This window comes from Massilia sp. Mn16-1_5 (assembly GCF_004798585.1).
Lineage (GTDB): Bacteria > Pseudomonadota > Gammaproteobacteria > Burkholderiales > Burkholderiaceae_D > Telluria.
Window position 1 is genome coordinate 175005 of record NZ_PPXQ01000007.1, and the last position, 18539, is coordinate 193543.

At 65.3% G+C, this 18539-nt stretch carries 22 protein-coding genes; 7 read left to right on the forward strand and 15 right to left on the reverse strand.

From position 1 onward, the window contains the following. Positions 1–153 precede the first annotated feature (153 nt). Entirely contained in the window at positions 154–1656 is a 1503-nt protein-coding gene (locus tag C2862_RS10425; protein WP_136220058.1) for a response regulator, read from the reverse strand. A 154-nt stretch (positions 1657–1810) separates the two neighbouring features. Further along, positions 1811–2551, reverse strand: coding sequence for a DNA-formamidopyrimidine glycosylase family protein (locus C2862_RS10430; protein ID WP_136220059.1), 741 nt, complete (start codon positions 2549–2551; stop codon positions 1811–1813). Positions 2552–2747: 196 nt separating this feature from the next. Here C2862_RS10430 and C2862_RS10435 point away from each other — a divergent pair, with 196 nt between their 5' ends. Together C2862_RS10435 and C2862_RS10440 are read left to right on the forward strand one after the other, a co-directional pair. Continuing rightward, entirely contained in the window at positions 2748–3251 is a 504-nt protein-coding gene (locus C2862_RS10435; protein ID WP_136220060.1) for a DUF3016 domain-containing protein, read from the forward strand. A gap of 198 nt (positions 3252–3449) precedes the next feature. After that, the gene (locus C2862_RS10440) at positions 3450–3947 is read left to right on the forward strand and encodes a DUF3016 domain-containing protein (protein WP_229467365.1); all 498 of its coding nucleotides are present in this window, start codon (positions 3450–3452) and stop codon (positions 3945–3947) included. Positions 3948–4039: 92 nt separating this feature from the next. Here C2862_RS10440 and C2862_RS10445 read toward each other — a convergent pair whose 3' ends face one another. The 8 genes from C2862_RS10445 to C2862_RS10480 all read right to left on the reverse strand — a co-directional run bounded on the left by C2862_RS10445 (position 4040) and on the right by C2862_RS10480 (position 9904). Next, on the reverse strand, positions 4040–5041 hold the full coding sequence (locus tag C2862_RS10445) for a hypothetical protein (RefSeq protein ID WP_136220061.1): 1002 nt from the start codon (positions 5039–5041) through the stop codon (positions 4040–4042). A gap of 31 nt (positions 5042–5072) precedes the next feature. Further along, entirely contained in the window at positions 5073–5570 is a 498-nt protein-coding gene (locus tag C2862_RS10450) for a hypothetical protein (protein ID WP_229467366.1), read from the reverse strand. Further along, positions 5571–6146 carry an RNA polymerase sigma factor gene (locus C2862_RS10455; protein ID WP_136220062.1) on the reverse strand — a complete coding sequence of 192 codons (576 nt, stop codon included), beginning with the start codon at positions 6144–6146 and terminating at the stop codon, positions 5571–5573. It abuts the gene before it with no gap. Positions 6147–6218: 72 nt separating this feature from the next. Next, positions 6219–6662: a thioesterase family protein gene (locus C2862_RS10460; protein WP_136220063.1), complete on the reverse strand. Its 444-nt coding sequence runs from the start codon at positions 6660–6662 to the stop codon at positions 6219–6221. A gap of 19 nt (positions 6663–6681) precedes the next feature. Next, positions 6682–8151 carry a sorbosone dehydrogenase family protein gene (locus C2862_RS10465; RefSeq protein ID WP_136220064.1) on the reverse strand — a complete coding sequence of 490 codons (1470 nt, stop codon included), beginning with the start codon at positions 8149–8151 and terminating at the stop codon, positions 6682–6684. Between the two features lie 81 nt (positions 8152–8232). Beyond that, on the reverse strand, positions 8233–8532 hold the full coding sequence (locus C2862_RS10470; protein ID WP_136220065.1) for a hypothetical protein: 300 nt from the start codon (positions 8530–8532) through the stop codon (positions 8233–8235). Next, the gene (locus tag C2862_RS10475) at positions 8529–9359 is read right to left on the reverse strand and encodes a hypothetical protein (RefSeq protein ID WP_229467367.1); all 831 of its coding nucleotides are present in this window, start codon (positions 9357–9359) and stop codon (positions 8529–8531) included. Before C2862_RS10475 ends, C2862_RS10470 begins: the two co-directional genes overlap by 4 nt. Before the next feature lie 8 nt (positions 9360–9367). After that, positions 9368–9904 carry a DUF882 domain-containing protein gene (locus C2862_RS10480; RefSeq protein WP_136220066.1) on the reverse strand — a complete coding sequence of 179 codons (537 nt, stop codon included), beginning with the start codon at positions 9902–9904 and terminating at the stop codon, positions 9368–9370. Between the two features lie 147 nt (positions 9905–10051). Here C2862_RS10480 and C2862_RS10485 point away from each other — a divergent pair, with 147 nt between their 5' ends. Together C2862_RS10485 and C2862_RS10490 are read left to right on the forward strand one after the other, a co-directional pair. Beyond that, positions 10052–11206: a PQQ-dependent sugar dehydrogenase gene (locus C2862_RS10485; RefSeq protein ID WP_229467368.1), complete on the forward strand. Its 1155-nt coding sequence runs from the start codon at positions 10052–10054 to the stop codon at positions 11204–11206. Between the two features lie 61 nt (positions 11207–11267). Next, the gene (locus tag C2862_RS10490; protein ID WP_136220068.1) at positions 11268–11858 is read left to right on the forward strand and encodes an isochorismatase family protein; all 591 of its coding nucleotides are present in this window, start codon (positions 11268–11270) and stop codon (positions 11856–11858) included. Positions 11859–11913: 55 nt separating this feature from the next. Here the strand turns inward: C2862_RS10490 and C2862_RS10495 are convergent, their stop codons facing one another. Continuing rightward, positions 11914–12900 (reverse strand): LLM class flavin-dependent oxidoreductase, encoded by a 987-nt coding sequence (locus tag C2862_RS10495; protein WP_136220143.1) that lies wholly within the window; start codon positions 12898–12900, stop codon positions 11914–11916. 154 nt (positions 12901–13054) lie between these two features. Between C2862_RS10495 and C2862_RS10500 the strand changes: the two genes are divergently transcribed. Further along, entirely contained in the window at positions 13055–14281 is a 1227-nt protein-coding gene (locus C2862_RS10500) for a serine hydrolase (protein ID WP_229467369.1), read from the forward strand. Positions 14282–14422: 141 nt separating this feature from the next. Next, positions 14423–15154 (forward strand): hypothetical protein, encoded by a 732-nt coding sequence (locus tag C2862_RS10505; protein ID WP_210735946.1) that lies wholly within the window; start codon positions 14423–14425, stop codon positions 15152–15154. A gap of 67 nt (positions 15155–15221) precedes the next feature. On the opposite strand, the gene C2862_RS10510 is transcribed toward C2862_RS10505, so the two are convergent. The 4 genes from C2862_RS10510 to C2862_RS10525 form a co-directional block, all read right to left on the reverse strand. Continuing rightward, positions 15222–15560, reverse strand: coding sequence for a zinc ribbon domain-containing protein YjdM (locus C2862_RS10510; protein WP_136220069.1), 339 nt, complete (start codon positions 15558–15560; stop codon positions 15222–15224). 45 nt (positions 15561–15605) lie between these two features. Next, a complete protein-coding gene (locus C2862_RS10515; protein WP_136220070.1) occupies positions 15606–16541 on the reverse strand; it encodes a bestrophin family protein in 936 nt (311 codons plus the stop codon). 76 nt (positions 16542–16617) lie between these two features. Then, a complete protein-coding gene (locus C2862_RS10520; RefSeq protein ID WP_229467370.1) occupies positions 16618–17196 on the reverse strand; it encodes a lipocalin family protein in 579 nt (192 codons plus the stop codon). 131 nt (positions 17197–17327) lie between these two features. Beyond that, complete coding sequence (locus C2862_RS10525; protein WP_136220071.1) at positions 17328–17837, reverse strand: host attachment protein; 510 nt, start codon at positions 17835–17837, stop codon at positions 17328–17330. Between the two features lie 433 nt (positions 17838–18270). Between C2862_RS10525 and C2862_RS10530 the strand changes: the two genes are divergently transcribed. After that, positions 18271–18471, forward strand: coding sequence for a DUF2905 domain-containing protein (locus C2862_RS10530; protein ID WP_136220072.1), 201 nt, complete (start codon positions 18271–18273; stop codon positions 18469–18471). The last annotated feature ends 68 nt before the right edge of the window (positions 18472–18539 follow it).

Consider the following 18539-nt stretch of genomic DNA (forward strand, 5'->3'; position numbering starts at 1 on the left):
TGTAGGGTGGGCGGATCCTCCGCCCACGCGGTGATTGTTACCGGCTCCGATATCGCGCCGGATGATCTTGCTGCCATCTATCACCGCGTGGGCGGGAGACCCGCCCACCCTACATCCTTGGCGGACACGCCGGAGTTTATCCCGGCAACCTTCTCAATCCGGCCACTGCCGATTGATCTCCACCGCCTTGTCCATATTCTTGATGAGCAGATCGACGTAATGCGGATCGAGATGCTTGCCCGCGACTTCGCGCAGGTAGTCGGTCACCTGCTCGGCCGGCCAGGCCGGCTTGTACACGCGCTCGTGGCTGAGGGCGTCGAACACGTCGGCGACGGCGACGATGCGGGCGTAGGGATGGATGTCTTCGCCCTTCAAACCCTGCGGATAGCCGCTGCCGTCGTATTTCTCGTGGTGCTGGTGCGCGATCACGGCGGCGGCTTTCAGGATCGGGCGGCTCGAGCCGTCCAGGATCTGCAGGCCGACCGTCGGGTGCTGCTTCATGACTTCCCACTCTTCCGGCGTCAGGCGGCCCGGTTTCAGGAGGACGGCGTCCGGCGTCGCGATCTTGCCGATGTCGTGCATCGGCGCGGCATGCATCAGCACGGCCGTCTCGTCTTCGGGCAGGCCCGAGGCTTGCGCCAGCAGGTGGCAGACCTGGGCCATGCGGCGCACGTGGTTACCGGCTTCGTTCGAGCGGGATTCGACCACGTCGCCCAAACGCAGGATCAGCTCGGCCTGGGTGTCGGTGATTTCCTGGTTCAGCAGGATGTTGTCGAAGGCGATCGCCACGCCCGAGCAGAACACCTCCAGCAACTGCGCGTCGATGTCGGAGATTTCCTCGACGCCTTGCAGCACCAGCAGCGAGGCCTTGCCGCTGTTGTTCGGGAAGTAGCCGACATAGGTGTCGCCGTGCAGCTTGGAGATGCGGTTATGGCGCGCTTCGTCCAGCTGGGCCAGCAGGGCCGGGTCGATGCCGTCGCCGAATTCGCCGATCTTGGCCAGCACTTCGTACTGGCTCTCCCCGGTTATCACGCTCGCGCCTTTCAGGCGCAGCAGCATGCTTTGCTCCAGGCGCAGCAGGGCGACGACTTGCTGCAGCAGGCCGCCGGCGAAGTCCTTCAGGTTGCGCTGCTTGAAGATGTGGGACGAGGCAGACAGCACGCGCTCCAGGCCTTCGCGGTAGTTCTGCTGCACGCGGCGGGCGTCTTCCACCTTCATGATGTCGCGGTAGGCGCGCAGGGCCGCGAAGGTGGTGGTGAACAGTTTTGTCCGGTCGAGTTCCGTCTTTTCCTTGTAGTCGTTGATGTCGTAGTCGACGATCACGCGCTCTTCCGGCGCCTGGCCCGGTTGGCCGGTGCGCAGCACGATGCGGCTGAACTGGTTGTCCAGGTCCTGCCGCATCCAGCGCGCCACTTCCAGGCCGCTGTCTTCGCGCTCCATCACCACGTCGAGGAAGACCAGCGCGATGTCCTTTTCGCGCGCCAGAATTTCCTTGGCCTCCGCGCCGCTGTAGGCGTGCAGGAAGCTGAGCGCGCGCCCGTCCAGGCGGAAGCGGTTCAGCGTGAGCTTGGTGATGTCATGGATATCCGGCTCGTCGTCGACGAGCAAAACCTTCCAGGGCGCGAGCTTGGGCGTGGCGGCAGACAAAAAAGACATGGTGTTTCCGATACCGTAAGAGTCGATACGAACGAAACAAAGGTGAAATGCAAGTCGAATCGATTGTAGTACGGCTACGCAGCATTAACAACAGGCAATAGATTGGGATGGAATGCAATAATTGCCGAGTGTTGGGCGGATGAGTCAATAGCCGCTAGTTATACCGTTTCTGGCAGTTCTCGCAAAAGAAGCTGCGGCGGTTGGTGCGCCCGAGGTGGGCCTTGGTAAAAGGGATGTCGCAGCGCGGACAGATTTTCTTGGCATGGGCCAGCCAGTGCTGCTTGAGCACGTACTGCTTTTTCCAGCCCAGGAAGTCGAAACTGTATTGACGCGCTTCCTCGACCAGGGCGCGCAGCTTGGGGGCGGGCAGGGCGCCCACGGTCGACGCCGGGTGCACGCGGATGCGAAACAGCACCTCGTTCTTGATGATGTTGCCGACGCCGGAAAAGATGTCCTGGTCCAGCAGGGCGTCGCAGGCCAGCATGTCGGGACAGGCGCGCAGCTTCTTGCGGGCCTGCTTCGGGTCCCAGGCGTCGCTCATCACGTCGGCGCTCCAGTCGTACTGGCTGTCGAGATCGGTATCGATCTCGCGAATCGCGCAGGCATAAAAATTCAGGACGTCGCCCTCGGCGGTGCGCAGATACAGGCGCGGCACCTTGCCTTCGCGCTCCTCGTTCACGCGGTAGGTGCCGAACAGCAGGAAGTGGATGCGGAGCGCCATGTTCGGCAATTCGATGAGGAAATGCTTGCCCCAGGTGCGCAGCGAGACGATGCTCTGGCCGAGCAGGCGCGCGGGATCGATGGCGCGCACGTTGCCGCCGGCTTCCACGATCTGCTGGCCGACGAAACGGGCGGTTTCTTCCTTCAGGATGACGAGCGATGGTCCTTCTGGCACGGGCATTCCTCCTTGATGGCAAGGATGCGCCGGCCGGGCGAGGCCGGCTGTGCGAGGACTAACAAAACAGGCGAGCCCGAGCTGCTTTCCCGCGCTCACAATCGGATACAGAATTTACTTGCCGTAGACGTCGCCTTGTGTCGAAGAAGCGTATATTGATACAGTAAAAACCAAGACATCCAAGAGAGGAATCGCCATGAACAACGTGATTCAGAAACTGGCCGCTAGCGGCCTGCTGGCATTGGCCGCGGGCGCGGCCTCGGCGGGGGACGTCACCGTCAACTATATTCAGCCGGAGCGCTTCTCCGACCTGCCATTCACGGCGTGGGACCGCGAGGACGCGCTGAAAAACCTGACCGAGCATTTCGCCAAGCTCGGCGCCAAGCTGCCGCCCGACCAGCACCTGCGTATCGACGTGACCGACATCGACCTGGCCGGCCGTGAAGTGCCAAGCCGCCGCGGCCACGAACTGCGCATCATCAAGCAGAACAGTGCGGAGTGGCCGCGCATGGAGCTGCATTACACGCTCGAGCGCAACGGCCAGGTCCTGCGCAGCGGCGATGCGAGGCTGAGCGACATGGCCTTCATGGACCGCATCGGCCGCTACTCGGATGGCGATCCGCTGCGCTACGAGCGGCGCATGATCGACGACTGGTTCTACGAAACGATCATGCCGCGCGAACGCTCGGCGCGGCGCTGATCCGGCTGCCTGGCGCCTTCGAGCCCGGAAAATCAAGCACTACGCATAAAAAAGGGCGCGCCGCAGTAGCGGCGCGTTTTTTTTTCGCCTGCGATGGCTTAAATTTACAAGCCGTCACAATTCGCAACGAATGCCGAGGTATATTGGCATCGCAATTTGAAACAGAGTCGTCGTGCAATCCAACAATAAGGAGTCGTCATGAAGAAGATGTTGCGGATGTTGGCGGTAAGCAGTGTACTGGCGCTGGCAGCGGGTGCCGCTTCCGCGGAAGTCGTCGTCACCTATGTTCAGCCGGAGCGTTTCTCCGATCTGCCGATCGACCAGGGGGAGCGTGAGCGCATCCTGGAGCAGCTGACTGCCCATTTCAACAAGCTTGGCGCACGGTTGCCTGCAGGCCAGGTCCTGCGCATCGCTGTCGACGACATCGACCTGGCCGGACGGATGGTGCGCACGAACGGCGTTCCAGCCATGCAGACGATACGGAGCGCGGTGGACTGGCCCCGCATCGATTTGCGTTTCCAGGTCGAGAGCAATGGCGAAGTCCTGCGTAACGGCGCCGTGCAGTTGCGCGACATGGCCTACATCGGCAATTCCAAGCGTTATTCCAGCGGCGATCCGCTGCGTTTCGAAAAGCACATGGTCGACGAATGGTTTTACGCCGTCGTTGCGCCGCGCGAACGCACCGCAAGCCGCTGAGACGGTCTCCTTGCCTGTTGCGCATCACGCGGCCCAGGCAAGGCGCATCTTCTACTTTCCTTGCATGCCGGCTGATGCCGGCATGTTTGTTGTTACTCCTCGCTTTTCCCACCCAGGCGCTTGCCCGGTTCGCGCACTTGGTAGTCGGACGGCACCGCGAACAGCGACGCATCCGGCTCGCCGCGCTTGATGCCCTCGAGGCGATACACATAGTCGCCGCTGCGCGGGTCGCTGTGTTTCGAATACACCGTCACCTGCAGGTCCGGCGCATACCAGGTTTCGTCGCTGACCACGATTGGATTGCGGTTGCCCACTTCGCCGGCCGGGATCTCGTAGCTGCGCTGCTTCCCTTCGGCCTTGACGCCCTCGAAGTCGCGCGTGCCGAGATCGCGGCTGACTGCCTTCGCTGCCCACTTGCGGTCGGCCAGGGCACCCGTCACCGCGCTGGCGATCATCGGGCCCATGCGCGCACCGAAGGCAGCGCCGTCGAAGGCCGGGCCCGGCGCCATCCGGATCACGCGCACGGTTTCGCGGTGGCCATCGCGCTCGTCGCCGGTCCTGCGTTCGACCCGGACGGCGACGCCATCTTCTCCTTCGCGGCGGGCCAAAGCCGGCAGGCGGCCTTCGCGACGCATGCGCTCGACCTGGGCGCGCGCCTTCTCGCGCGCCTCGCGGGCGATGCGTTCGATCTCGACCCGCGAAGGCAGGCGCTGGGCGCTGCGCTCTTGCGGATTCAGGATCCACATGGCACCCGCCACCGGATCGTTGATGGTCACGGTGCGCAGTTCTCCCTTGTCGTTGCGCACTTCATGGCGTGTGCGGCCGGCGCTGTCGCGGTAGCTTGCCGAGCGCGTACGCCGCTCGATCTGGTTACCGTCGGGCAGGTGCTGCAGCCGTTCGGAGACCGCTTGGGCGCTGTACGGCGCATTCTTGACCACTTGGGTGTGGCCGCGGTGGACCATACGCAGGGCCTCGTCGGGATGGCCGAACTCGCCCTGGGGCGGGAGGGCGGGCAGGGGCGCGACTTCCTCGGCCAGGGCGGGGAGGGCGAAACAGGCAAGCAGGGCGGTCAGCAGCAGGCGGTGGGCGTTCATGGTGTCCTCGGGTGAATAAAAGTAAAAGCGCTCAGTCGATGGAAGTCAGGCGCAGGGCCAGCGGTTCGCCGGCGGCACCGACCAGCATTTCGGCGCGCACGGCCTCGCCCGCGTTTTCGGGCGTGACCGGCAGGCCGAGCGCGGCCAGCATGGTGCGCGACACCTCGGTCTCGACCAGGCGCGGCGCCGGCTCGGCCTCGATGCGTTCGACGGAATCGAGTGCGATGAAGGCGCCGCCGTTGTCGATGCGCACCAGCGGGCTGTCATCGAAGCCGTCCGCCAAGCGTGGCGGCAGCGACAACAGGCCGACGACGGCGACGCAGACCAGCACGCAGGCCACGGCCGCGCTCCATTCGAGCAAGCCGAGGCGGCGGTACCAGGGCCGTGCACGGGCCGACTGGCTGGCAAAGGCCTGCATCAATTCCTTTTCCACGCAGCGTGGGGCGTCGACCTGGGCCAGCGCGTTGCGCAGCTGCGCCAGGCGGGGTTCGAGTTCGGGCAAATCGTCGTCGTGCATGATGGTGTCCATTCAGTTGGCGTCCAGCGCATGGAGGCGCAGGGCCTTGGCCAGGGCGGCGCGGCCGCGCGCCAGGCGCGAGCGCACGGTGCCGATGTCGACCGCGCAGATCGTGGCGATCTCCAGGTAGGACAGGCCGTGCATTTCGTAGAGGATGAGGGCGTCGCGGTAATGCGGCGCCAGCCGGGCCAGCGCGCGCCGCACTTCCTCGGCCGATTCATTGGCCAGGACGCGGGTCAGCGGGCAGGCATCTTCCAAAGCCGGCTCGAGCTCGTCTTCGTCGCTGTCGGGCAGGGGCGACTCGCGCCGGCGCGGTTCTTCGTGTTTCAGGATCAGGAGGCGCACCACGCCGAACAGGAAGTTGGACAAGGACCCGCGTAGCGGATCGAAGGCGAGGCGCCCGGTGAGCAGGCCCATGAAGGCTTCCTGGACGACGTCGGCGGCCGTGTCGCCGGAACCGCAGCGCAGCAGGGCGAAGCGGTACACCGGGCCCTGGTGGCGCCGGTAGAGCGCGGCAAAGGCCTGGGTATCGGCGCTGCGCATGCGGCGCAGCAGTTCGTCGTCGGAAGTGGTCGGGGTGATCGTCATGGTCGTCTCTCACCCATATTCCGGTCTCGACTCCGGAAAGTTCCAGCTATTTTTCGATAAAGGTGTGGATGTCTAGTCGACCCAGTTCACGCGTTCGAATTTGTTGCGGAACTCTTCGGGCATGACCACGACCTGGCTGGTTTTGTAGTTGTAGAAGACGAAGCCGGACTTGGCCATCGCGACCAGGGCCTTGTCCTTCGGGCGCGTGATGCGGAAAGTGATGTCGCCGCCGTACTTGTTGAAGTCCATGACGCCGACTTCGAACAGGAGCTGGTCGCGCGCATGGGCTTCGGCGCGGTAGGTCGTGGCCAGGTCGGTGACGATGATGCCGGTGCCGTCGCGCTCGGTTTCGGGGACGCCGAACTCGAACAGGAAGCGGGCGCGCGCCTCGGAGATCATCGAGATCATCGAGTCGTTGCCGAGGTGGTTCGCACCGTTGATGTCGGTGACCCGGACCGTCAGCGGCGTGGAATAGTAATACTGGTCTTCGGGGAAGTGGAGGTTTAAGCGTGCCATCGCCCCATTCTACCTTGCCTCAAGTTCCGCTGCCCCGTACCAGTTTGAAGATGCGCCCGTTCGCGCTGACCACGTACAGCTCGCCCGCGCCGTCGCGCCCGAAGGAGACGACCTGGCCGGCGCCCGTCAGGTTCCAGTCGCGCTGCTCGACGATGCCGGCGCCGCTGGCGAAGAAGCTCTTAATGTAGCCGCGGCAGTAATCCGAATAGAAATAGCGGCCGGCCAGCTCGGGAATCGCCGGTCCCCGATAGACATAGCCACCGGTAATGGAGCAGCCATTCACGTCGTTGGCGCCATGCTCGTATTCGAACACGGGCAGCGTCAGGCCGTTGCGGTCGCAGGTCGTCGCGTCGTAGCAAGCGCTTCCTTCCAGAATGTCCCAGCCGTAATTGAGGCCGGCTTGCGAGCTGCTGGCGAGATTCACCTCCTCGCGCGCATCCTGTCCGACGTCGGCAATGTAGAGCTGCTCGCCGTCGAAGGCGTAGCGCCACGGGTTGCGCAGACCCGCGGCCCAGATCTCGGGCCGGCGTCCCGGCTGGTTCAGGTAGGGATTGGTGGAGGGAATCGTGTAGGGCTGGCCGCTGGTGGCCGTGCGCACGTCCACGCGCAGCAGCTTGCCGAGCAGGACGTTCAGGTTTTGCGCATTCCCGAACGGGTCGCCGGCGCCGCCGCCATCGCCTAGCCCCGCATACAGCATGCCGTCCGGCCCGAAGGCGACCAGACCGCCGAAGTGGTTGGTGAACTGCGGATGGGCCACGCGCAGGATGGTCAGTGCGGAGGTCGGATCGGCAAGGTTCGGCGTGGGCGAGCTGGCGTAGCGTTCGACGACGATGTTCTGGGCCGGGTCGGTGTAATACAGGTAGAAGTAACCGTTGCTGGCGAAGTTGGGGTCGAAGGCCATCGACAGCAGCCCGCCTTCGCCGGTCGTGAACACGTTGGCGCTGATGTCGATCCAGGGCTGGGCCAGCACGGCGCCGTTGCGCACGACGCGCACCACGCCGCGCCGCTCGACCACGAACAGGCGGTCGTCCCCAGGCGGGGCGGTGACGAAGGTGGGACTGGTGAAGCTAGGCCCGATGTCGGACAGCGCCAGGCTCAGGTTGGCGCCGGCGTAGGCCACCGCCGCACTGGCGGTGGCGCCGGCCGTCACCACCACGCTCTGGGTGGCGGGCGTGGGCGTATAGGTGGCGCTGCCGAGGGTGACGCTGGACGCGGCCACGCTGTAGCTGCCGGGCGCGAGGTTGGCGAGCAGCTGGGTGGAGCTCAGGTCTTGCGAGTAATTGTTGGGGCCGGTGACGCGCACGGCCCCGTTCACGCCGGCGGGCAGGGCCGTGATCGACACCTGCAGCGAACCGGTGGTCGCGGCCGGTGGAGAAGTGGCTGGCGTGCCGGGATTGCCGCCGCCACCGCCGCAGCCGGCCAGCAGCAGCACATATAGCAGCACAAGCGCCAGCGGCAGGATGAGCATCCGTACGCGATCGACCAGCATGGGGCCTCCACAGGAAACGGCATTCTGTGAGGCAGATTCTGCCAGTCTTATCGAAACTGCCGCGCGCGCCAGCGCAGGGGCTTATGGCGCCGCGGGCGCGCGCTGGCGGGTCCGGGCGACGATACCTTGAGGATCGATCAGGACGACAAATTCGGCAAAACGCCCACCACCCGCAGGCGATTGGTAGAGCCAGCTTTCGTAGCCGCTGTCGAAGACGACTGCCTTGGTCTTGCCGAACGCGGCCAACAATTCGGCCTTGGTGGTGCGGCCTGGCACGATCGAGGAGGACAGGCGCTCGGCCGGTACTTGCGTGCCGATGGTGGCCTGGCCGGTGGCGCAGCCGGCCAGCACGAGGCTCATCAAGAGGGCAGCGGCTTTCATTGCTGCACCTCCGCCGCTGGTGCCGATACTGGCGCGGCGGGGGCCGCGGGCGTCATGTAGTCGAATTCGACCAGGGTATCGTCGGGCCAGCTGCGGTCCCAGAGCGGCGCGTAATAGGTGCGGTCCAGCAGCACCTGGCAATCGCAGAAGCGCAGCATCTCCGGCGTCTGGTCGCCGCCGGCGTAGAGCATCTTGAAGGGCAGGTCCTCGACCCGCTCGCCGGCGCGCAGGCGCACGCCGAACAGGGGGCGGTCGGCGAAGAACAGGTAATTGCCTTCAGGGCTATTGCAGACGTGGTCGGCGCTGAGCAGCGCGCTCGACAGCCAGGCGAACATCTGCGAGTTGTTCGATACCAGTCCGGCTTCGGTGCCGACGCGGCATTCCAGGCGCAGGTCGCCCAGGCGGCGCGTGTCGGGCGGCAAGCCAGGCGTGCGGATCAGGGCACGCCAGGTCATGCTGGTGGTCTTGCGGTTGGCAAGCACGGCGGCGTCTTCGCGCAGGGCCTGCTCATTACGGGGAAGAACGAAACTGTTGTCGGGCCCGACCGGCACCGGCACCGAGACCGTGTCGCCGGCCACGCGCAGGGTGATGCCGTCCATCTTGACGTCGGGGGTACGCGGCAGCAGCTGGAAACGCAGCGGCGCATTGGGGGCGAAGGCATGCTCGCGCTCGAAGCGTTCCATGCCTTTGATCATCTTGCGGTAGGATTTGTCGACCGGGTCGCGTGTCGTAGAAACATTGACCTTCGCAACAGGCTCCTGCGCCGCACTTCCTCCCGCCGCCGGGACGGCAAGAACGAGGAAGAGGGTGGGCAGGAGCAGGCGCATGCGCTAGCTTACCAGTAACGGACCCGGCCGGTATCCATGTGGACGAATTGCGAATCCGGGTAGTAGCCGACACCGCCAGCCTTCATCGACATGGCAGCCTTGTGCAACTGGGCCAGGTTCTTGCCCGGCATGCGGATGTCGATGGCCTTGCCGTCCATGTGCATGCTGTGCTTGGCCACGCCGCTGGAGTTGGCATGCAGCTTGGCGTTCGATTCGGGCGAACGGTAGCCGGAAATCACGTGCAGTATCTGGTTGTCGCCGAATTTATCGCCGACATCGTTGAGTAACAAAATCAGCTTTGGATCCATCTCTGCGATCTTGTCGTTGCGATGGTCGCGCAGCAGCTTATTGATGTCTTTCAGTGCGTCTGGAATGAACTGGCCTTCGGCCCAGAAAACACTACGCAGGCTTTCACCAGTATGAGTGTTGTACAGGCGCAGGACGCGTTCGGCAGGAGCGGGCTGGGCAGCTTTGGCCAGGGCCGGCATGCCGATGGCGGATGCGAGCACAACAGAGCTTTTGAGGAAAGAGCGTCGCTGGTTCATGGAACATCCTTACGCAAGTTCAGAAACAAAGATGATACTCCGATTTCGCTCCCTGTGCAGCGAGAACGCGGTTTTTGCGCCACGATGACGGTTAGATAACAACTTTTAAAGGGGTTTTGCATGCAAATCAGTCAACTCAAGTGCCGAATGTTAACTCTTGCGTGCCTGGGCGCTACCGCTCTACCGGCGCTGCCGGCGCTGGCCCAGGTTCAGGCCAGCGGCGAACCGCCGGCAATCAAGGGTTGGCGCGCCGAGACCGTCACCGCGGCCCTGCCGCAAGCCTGGGCCATGGCCTGGCTGCCCGACGGCCGCATGCTCGTGACGGGGAAGGAGGGGACACTGCACCTGGTCGCCGCGGGCAAGGTGCAGGATGTGCCCCTGGAGGGCTTGCCCAAGCTGATGACGAGCGGCCAGGGCGGCCTGCTCGACATCGCCATTCATCCGGCGGACAAGGGCCCGAACATCCGCGTCTACCTGACCATGGCGAATGGCAGCAACAGCGAGAACCGGACCATCCTGGTGCAGGGTGTGTTCGACGGCAAAAAGCTCGGCGGCATCAAGACCTTGTTCACGGCCTCTCCCTCGAAGAGCGGCGGCCAGCACTTCGGCTCGCGCCTGGCCTGGATGGCGGACGGCACCCTGTTGATGAGCATCGGCGACGGCGGCAATCCTCCCCAGCGGGTCGGCAACATGCTGGCGCGCGACCAGGCCCAGTACCTCGGCAGCCACAACGGTTCGCTCCTGCGCCTGACGGCCGAGGGCAAGCCGGCGCCGGGCAATCCGCTGGCTACGCGCGCCGGCGCGCTGCCGGAAATCTGGTCTTATGGGCACCGCAATATCCAGGGCCTGACAGTCGATGCGGCGAGCGGACGCGTGTATGCCAGCGAGCACGGCCCGCGCGGCGGCGACGAAATCAACCGCATCGAGGGCGGCAAGAACTACGGCTGGCCGCTGCAGAGCTTCGGTGCCGATTACAGCACGCGCGAACCGATCGGCAAGACCAGCGTGCCCGGCATGGTCGACCCGCTGGTCGCCTGGGTGCCGTCGCCGGCGCCCTCGGGCCTCGTGCTGTACACCGGCAGCGCTTTCCCGCAATGGCGCGGCAGCCTGTTCAGCGGCAGCCTGGCCGGCATGGACCTGCGCCGCATCGTTTTCGACGGCAACGGCAAGGTGGTACGCCAGGAAAAGCTCGATATCGGCAAGCGCGTGCGCGACGTGCGCCAAGGGCCGGACGGGCACCTGTACGTGTTGACCGACGAGGACAAGTCGGCGTTGCTGCGCATTGTGCCCGACAAATCCTGAGTACTGGCGCGTGCGCCGCGGCTTGATCGTTTCGCCGATACTTGCCATCAAGGAGGAAACGATGGACGACTTTTCGATCGATCTGGCCGGCACGGCCCTGGTGCTGATTGACCTACAAAACGGCAACATGGCGCGCGAACTGGCGCCGTATTCGGCGCAAGCCGTGCTCGGCAACTGCGTGCTGCTGGCGCAGGAAATGCGCAACCGCGGCGGCATGGTGGTGTTCGTGCGGGTGCTGATGAACGAGCTGCAAGCGCCGCCCGCGGATGCGCCCCTGCGCGCGCCAGGCTCGCCGCCGCCTCCGCCTGACGCTTCCCACTTCGCACCGGAAGCGGGCGTGGAGGCGACCGACATTGTGATCACCAAGCGGCAATGGGGCGCCTTCTACGGTACCGAGCTCGACCAGCTGCTGCGGCGCAGGCACATCAAGACGTTGATCCTGGGCGGCATCGTCACGAATATCGGCGTCGAATCGACGGCGCGCGCGGCCTACGACCGCGGCTACGGCCTGGTATTTGCCGAGGATGCGATGAGCGGCATCACGGCCGAGGCGCACGAGTTTGCGTGCAAGAACATGTTCAGGATGATGGGGAAAGTGAGGACCACCGCCGAGTTGATCGACGCGTTGCAGGCGGGGACCGGCGAAGCGTAGGCGGCCTTGGATTGGCGCCGCGTGTCCTCACGCGGTGCACGCGGGCATGCCCGCCCTACGCCGCCTCGTGCACCTGCGCCGTGATCTCGTACGAACGCAAACGCGCCGCGTGATCGAAGATCTGCGAGGTGATCATCAACTCGTCCGCCTTGGTGTAGGCAACAAACGCCTTCAACTGCTGCGCCACCGTCTCCGGCGACCCGATCGCCGAGCACGACAGCACCGAATCGAGCATCATGCGCTCCGACGGTCCCAGCGCTTCCAGGTAGCCGCGCACCGGCGGCTGCAGGCGCGTCGGCCGGCCGCTGCGCAGGTTCACGAAGGCCTGCTGCATCGAGGTGGCGCGGAAGTGCGCTTCCTCGTCGGTGTCGGCGGCAAACACGTTAAAGCCGAGCATGACATAAGGCTTGTCCAATTGTGCCGACGGCTTGAAATTGGCGCGGTACAGTTCGATTGCCTGCATCATCATTTGCGGCGCGAAATGCGAAGCAAACGCGTAGGGCAGGCCGAGATGGGCGGCCAGCTGGGCGCCGAACAGGCTGGAGCCGAGGATCCACAGCGGCACGTTCAGGCCGGCGCCGGGCACGGCGCGCACCTGGCGCCGCGGCGAGTCGGCAAAATAATCCTGCAGTTCCAGGACGTCCTGCGGGAACTCGTCCGCATCCGAGGCCAGGTTGCGGCGCAGGGCGCGCGCGGTGACGTGGTCGGAGCCGGGCGCGCGGCCCAGGCCCAGGTCGATGCGGCCCGGAAACAGGGATTCGAGCGTACCGAACTGCTCCGCGATGACGAGCGGAGAATGGTTCGGCAACATGATGCCGCCGGCGCCGACACGGATGGTCGAGGTGCCGGCTGCAACATAGCCCATCAGCACCGAGGTGGCGGCGCTGGCGATGCCCGGCATGCCGTGGTGTTCGGCCAGCCAGAAACGGTTGTAACCCCAGCGTTCGCCGTGCTGGGCGAGGTCGAGGGAATGGTGGAAGGAAGTGCGTGCGTCGCTGCCTTCGGCGATGGGCGACAGGTCGAGTATCGAGAAAGGAATCATGCGGTCCATGATACGCCGAAGGATTTTTTCGCGCTGGACGAGGCCTGAAAATGCGGCGCGGCAAGGACTCGGCGTAAAGATTGACCGGCAGAACTTGCCTGCCTATCATCGGCTTCCACGCCTTGTCCGCCATCTCCTTCTGCCCGGATTTTCCATGCACATGTTTTCCCCCCGCCGCCCGTTGAGACCCAGGCGCGCGCTGGCCGCTGCCTGCTTCGCTTTGCTTACCGCCGGCTGTGCCCACACGCCGACGCAGGAGAGCGGGCTCGACCGCACGCAGTTCGCCCGCATCGATGCCGCCATCGAGCAGGCCATCGCCGAACGCCGCATGCCGGGCGCAGTGTTTCACCTGGAACGCGATGGCGTCGTCCACGCGCGCGCCTATGGCCGCCTCGGCTACGAACCCGATATGGCGCCGGTGACCCTCGGCACCGTGTTCGACGCCGCCTCGCTGAGCAAGGTGCTGGCCACGGCACCCGCCATCCTGCTGCTGAGGGAGGACGGCAAGCTCGACCTGGAAGCGAAGCTGGTCGATTACTTCCCGGAGTGCAAGGGCGGCGGCAAGGACGCGATCACGATCCGCCAGCTGCTGACCCATACCTCGGGCCTGGCGGCGGGGCTGCCGGGTAAGCCCGCCTGGCAGGGCGACGCCACCGCCCACGCCATGGCTTGCGCGCAGACGGTGACACATACACCAGGAACGTATTTCCGCTATTCCGACATCAACTACATCCTGCTCGGCCAGCTGGTGCGAAAACTGTCCGGCATGGAACTCGACGTCTTCGCGCAGGAGCGCCTGTTTGGCCCGCTGGGCATGGCGCACACCGGCTACCTGCCGCTGCGCCGCATGGCCGCCAGCGGCATCGCGCCGACCCACAAGGCAGGCGCGGATGGCACGGCGCTGCACGGCGACGTCGGCACAGGAGCGCTGCTGCAAGGCGTGGTCCACGATCCGACGGTGCGCCGCATCGGCGGCGTGGCCGGTGCGGCCGGCGTGTTCGGCACCGTGGACGACCTCGCCCGTTATGCGCGCATGCTCCTGCAAGGCGGCGAACTCGACGGTGTGCGCGTGCTGGCGCCGGAGAGCGTGCGCCTGCTGACGACTGTGCAGAGTCCGCCGGGTATCGCGGCCCTGCGCGGGCTCGGCATGGACATCGATTCGCCCTTTGCCCAGCGCCCGCGCGGCACGCTGTTTCCGATCGGCAGTTTTGGCCATACCGGCTTCACCGGTTGCGTACTCTGGATCGATCCCGGTTCGCGCAGCTTCTACGTGTTCTTGTCGAACCGGGTCTATCCGGACGACAAGGCGAATGTGCTGCCGCTGTACACCGAGATCGCTACCCTGGCGGCACGTGCTGCGGGGCTGGGAAGCGCACCTTGATCCGTGTCGCATATCTTTCCAATCGGCTAACGTGCGCTGCTCCGAATCTGTCCTCTCTAAACTCGGCCACCTGCTCAATCAATGTTGTATGTCGTTGATATTGCTGAGCTTTCCTCAAGCCCGAAATATTAGGAGATAAACATGACAATGCATAAACTGTTGAAAGGCCTGCTGGCCGCCTCGATCACCGCCGCCATGGCGACTTCGTTCAACGCAAGCGCACAATCGAGCAGCACGGCCGACCAGAGCGGCAGCAGCGCATCGGGCTCGCAGACCTCGAGCGCCCAATCGGACGACCACAAGAAATCGTCGACCAAGAAGCACAAGAAACAAAAGAGCAAATCGAGCAGCAGCAGCGGCTCGAGCAGCAGCGGCACCACCGGCTCCAGCGGCGCATCGAGCAGCGGTTCGATGGGCACCAGCGGTAGCGGCAGCGCCAGCGGCACCAGCGGCAGCGGTACCACCGGCGGCTCGAGCGGCACCAGCGGCACGTCTGGCACCTCTGGTACCTCCGGCACCAGTGGTTCGATGGACAGCGGCACCAGCGGCTCAATGGGCACCGGCACCTCGGGCACCAGCGGCACCACCGGCGCCACCGGCACCAGCGGCTCCATGGGCAGCGGCGCCAGCGGCACCAGCGGTTCGATGGGCACCGGTACCAGCGGCAGCAGCGGCATGAACGGCTCGACCGGCACCGGCACCAGCGGCACCTCCGGTTCGATGGGCACCAGCGGCTCCATGGGCACCTCGGGTTCGATGGGCACCAGCGGCACTTCGGGCACCAGCGGCACCTCGGGCACCTCGGGCACGACCGGGACCTCGGGTACGAACAGCACCGGCACCGGCACCACCACGACCGGCACCGGCCGCTAATTTCTCCGGCGCATAAAATAACACCAGCCTGCGGGCTGGTGTTGTCGTTTGCGGCGCAAGAACCAGGCTACACCTTGCGCACGAACTCCGTCTTCAGGCTCATCGCACCGAAACCTTCGATCTTGCAATCGATGTCGTGGTCGCTGTCGACCAGGCGGATGTTCTTGACCTTGGTACCCTGCTTGATGACGCCGCCCGATCCTTTCGGTTTCAGGTCCTTGATGACGGTGACCGTGTCGCCGTCCTGCAGGATGTTGCCGGAGGCATCGCGGTAGACGCGCGCGGTCTCGGCGCCGGCGCCGGCCTGGGCCGACCACTCATGGCCGCATTCGGGACAGACCAGGTTGGCGCCATCCTCGTAGGTATAGGTGGACTGGCAGCTGGGGCAGGGTGGCAGGGAAGACATGGTGGGAGCTGAAAAGGAAAAGGGCGAGTATATCGCCCTGGTGGCTCAACGCAGCCAGTAATTCACCGGCAGCAGCGGCGGCGGCAGCTCGGCTTCGCCCAGCGCATCGCGCAGGTCGATCTCGATCGTGCGGCAGATCGCGTCCAGCGGCAGGTCGTTCGGCGACAGGCCGAAGGGTTCTTCGATCTCGTCGCCCAGCGCATCCAGGCCATAGAAGGTATAGGCGACGATCGCCACCACCAGCGGCGTCAGGTAGCCGATCGAATCGACCAGGCCGAAGGGCAGCAGGTAGCAGTACAGGTAGGCGGTGCGGTGCAGCAGCAGCGTGTAGGAAAACGGCACGGGCGTGTTCTTGATGCGCTCGCAGGAAGCGGCGGTGGCGATCATGGCGGACATGGTCGCGTCGAGTGCGGCGGCGCGCACGCTGTCGAGCATGCCGGCGCGGCGGCAACGCGCCAGGTCGGCGCCCATTTCTAGCATCAGCGCATGGCTCAGGTTGACGCGGCCGCGCAGCGCCGTCCATTCGGCCGGCGCCAGGTGCGGCGCCACGTCGAGTGCGGGATCGCTCTTGCGCAGCTGGTGGCGCAGGGAATGGGCATAGGCGATCGCGCGCCGGATCATGCGCTCGCGCACACCGGCGGCATCAAGCCCGCTGGCGTCGCCCTCGTCGATCAGGCTCAGGCACTGGCGTGCGAAATTCCGGCTGCGCAGGACCAATTCGCCCCACAACTTGCGGCCTTCCCAATAGCGGTCGTAGGCCGAATTGTTGCGAAAGCCGAGGAAGATCGCGAGCGGCAAGCCCATCAGCGTGAAGGGGACGACGGTGAGCTGGATCTTGTGGTCCCACAAGCGGCCATGGCTCAGGGTGACGAACACGGCCAGCAAGGTGGTGATCGCCAGGCTTTTCCAGATGCTCGGCAGGACCGAGCCGCGCATGGTGAGGAAGAGGCGCAGGCCGTTCGGGCGGTCACGCACGATCATGGCGCGCCTCCGCAAAGCAGGGCGGGTGCGTTGGCGATCTGGTGGCGCATGCCGGGTTCCGGAGAATATTCTTGTCTCATTCCTGGGGCGTGCGCACCAGCTTGCGCACATCGAGTCCCTGGCCCGACAGGCGCGCCACCAGCGCATCGTAGGCCGGCTTGCTGACGGTCGGCGTGCGCGACAGGATCCACAGGTAGTCGCGGCCTGGCTCGCTGACCGCGGCCAGGCCGTAATCGCGGTCGAGGTCGATGATCCAGTAGTCGCCCCAGACCTGCGGAATAAACGAGAGCAGCGCCGGCGCGAAGCGCACCTTCAGGCGCGGCGATGTGGGGCCGCCGACCTGGCGCGCCACGCCGACGGCGACGTCGGTGCTGCCATCCGCCTGGCGGCAGCGGTTCTCGACCTGCACCCGGCCGTCGGGCAAGGCGGTATAGGTTGCCGTCGTGAAGCCGGCGCAATTTCTCTGGAAACGGTTCGGGAACTTCGCGATCTCGTACCACTGGCCGAGGTAGCGCGGCAGGTCGACCGACGGGATGGTGGCCAGGTCGCTGCGCGGGTTCGCCTCCTTGCTGGCCGCCCAGGCCTTCATGCCGAGCAGGACCACGGAGGCCAGCAGCGTACCCTTGACCAGGGTCGGAGTCAGTCGCTTGTTCATGATGGATCCTTGTTCTTCGATACCGCCATGGTAGGGCGCAACGACGAACCCGGCCGCACGAATGCAGGGCGAGCGCGCGGACGAAAAAAAACCGGCCGCGAGGGCCGGTGACGCATCAGCGAGGAGGGTGCTTACCCTGCGGACTTGGCCTGGGCCGCGTGCAGCTGCTCGCGCAGCTGGTGGACCGGGACCTGCGTATAGTCCTTGTTGAATTCCTGCTTGATCGCGGCCTTGACTTGCGGGTGGAGGTTATTGCGCAGGCTGCCGAGGAATTGCGGCGATGCCGACAGCACCAGGTGCTGGTAGCGGCCCTCCTGCTGGGCTTTCAGCAGGTACTGTGCCAGATCCTTGGCGAACAGCTCGGTCTCGTGCTCGGCGGGTGTCTGGTTCGGTTCGTACTGGCTGTTCGGTGCGCCGGCAGCGGCGTTGTGCTGGGCGGGACCGCCCTGCGCGCCGCCGATCGCATGGCCGCTCTTGCCGGCCGCCAGGTTGCCGATGCGGTCGGTATTGATTTCCGAGTCGCGCAGGCGTGCGCCGTTATTCACCATGTCTTCCAATTCGTGCAGCGGTTCTGCTGGACCGTCCTCGGAGAAGAACCTTGCCCGGCCCGCATTGGCCGTGATAATCCAGGTTGTTGGCATGCTACCCCCTGTCAGTAATGAAGCGTGAATGATGTTCGATCCCATGGCCGGCCGCTGCCGGCCCGGGTGCAAACGCGAAAGACCGGCGATCGCATGCAGATGCGCCCTGTCAGGGTCCGCCGATGCCTGCGCACACCCGGCCTGGGCACTGCGCACACACATCGGCCGACCGACCGCCGTGACGGTGGGCGGAGCACGGATAGGCTGAGCCAATGAACAGGCTGGCGCCCGATCAGCGCGACCAGGATCGGCTGCATTCGATCGTCGTGTTAATTCAGTGTAGCACCGGGGTTTCCTGTCCGACGCACACCACGACGGGTGCCTTGGCGCAACTGTCGGTGCCCCCGGGGAGGGCCCGGTTTCATCCTGGCGCGCGCCGTCACGGCTCCCGGCCGGGGCACAATGAGCCTTGGCCACTCTCTTGGAAGCACCCATGCAGCGCACACTGATCATCCTCGGCATCGTCATCGCCGCCATCGGCCTGGCCTGGCCCTGGCTGCGCCGGCTGCCCTTCGGCCGCCTGCCGGGCGACATCCACGTCGTCCGCGAGGGCTTCAGCTTTCACTTCCCGATCGTCACCTGCATCGTCGTCTCGATCGTCATTTCGATCATTCTGTGGATCTTCCGGCGCTGACCCTCCCGCGCTCGCCAGGACGCCACCTCCGGGTGGCGTTTTTTTTCGCGTACCCGCCTGCCACACCC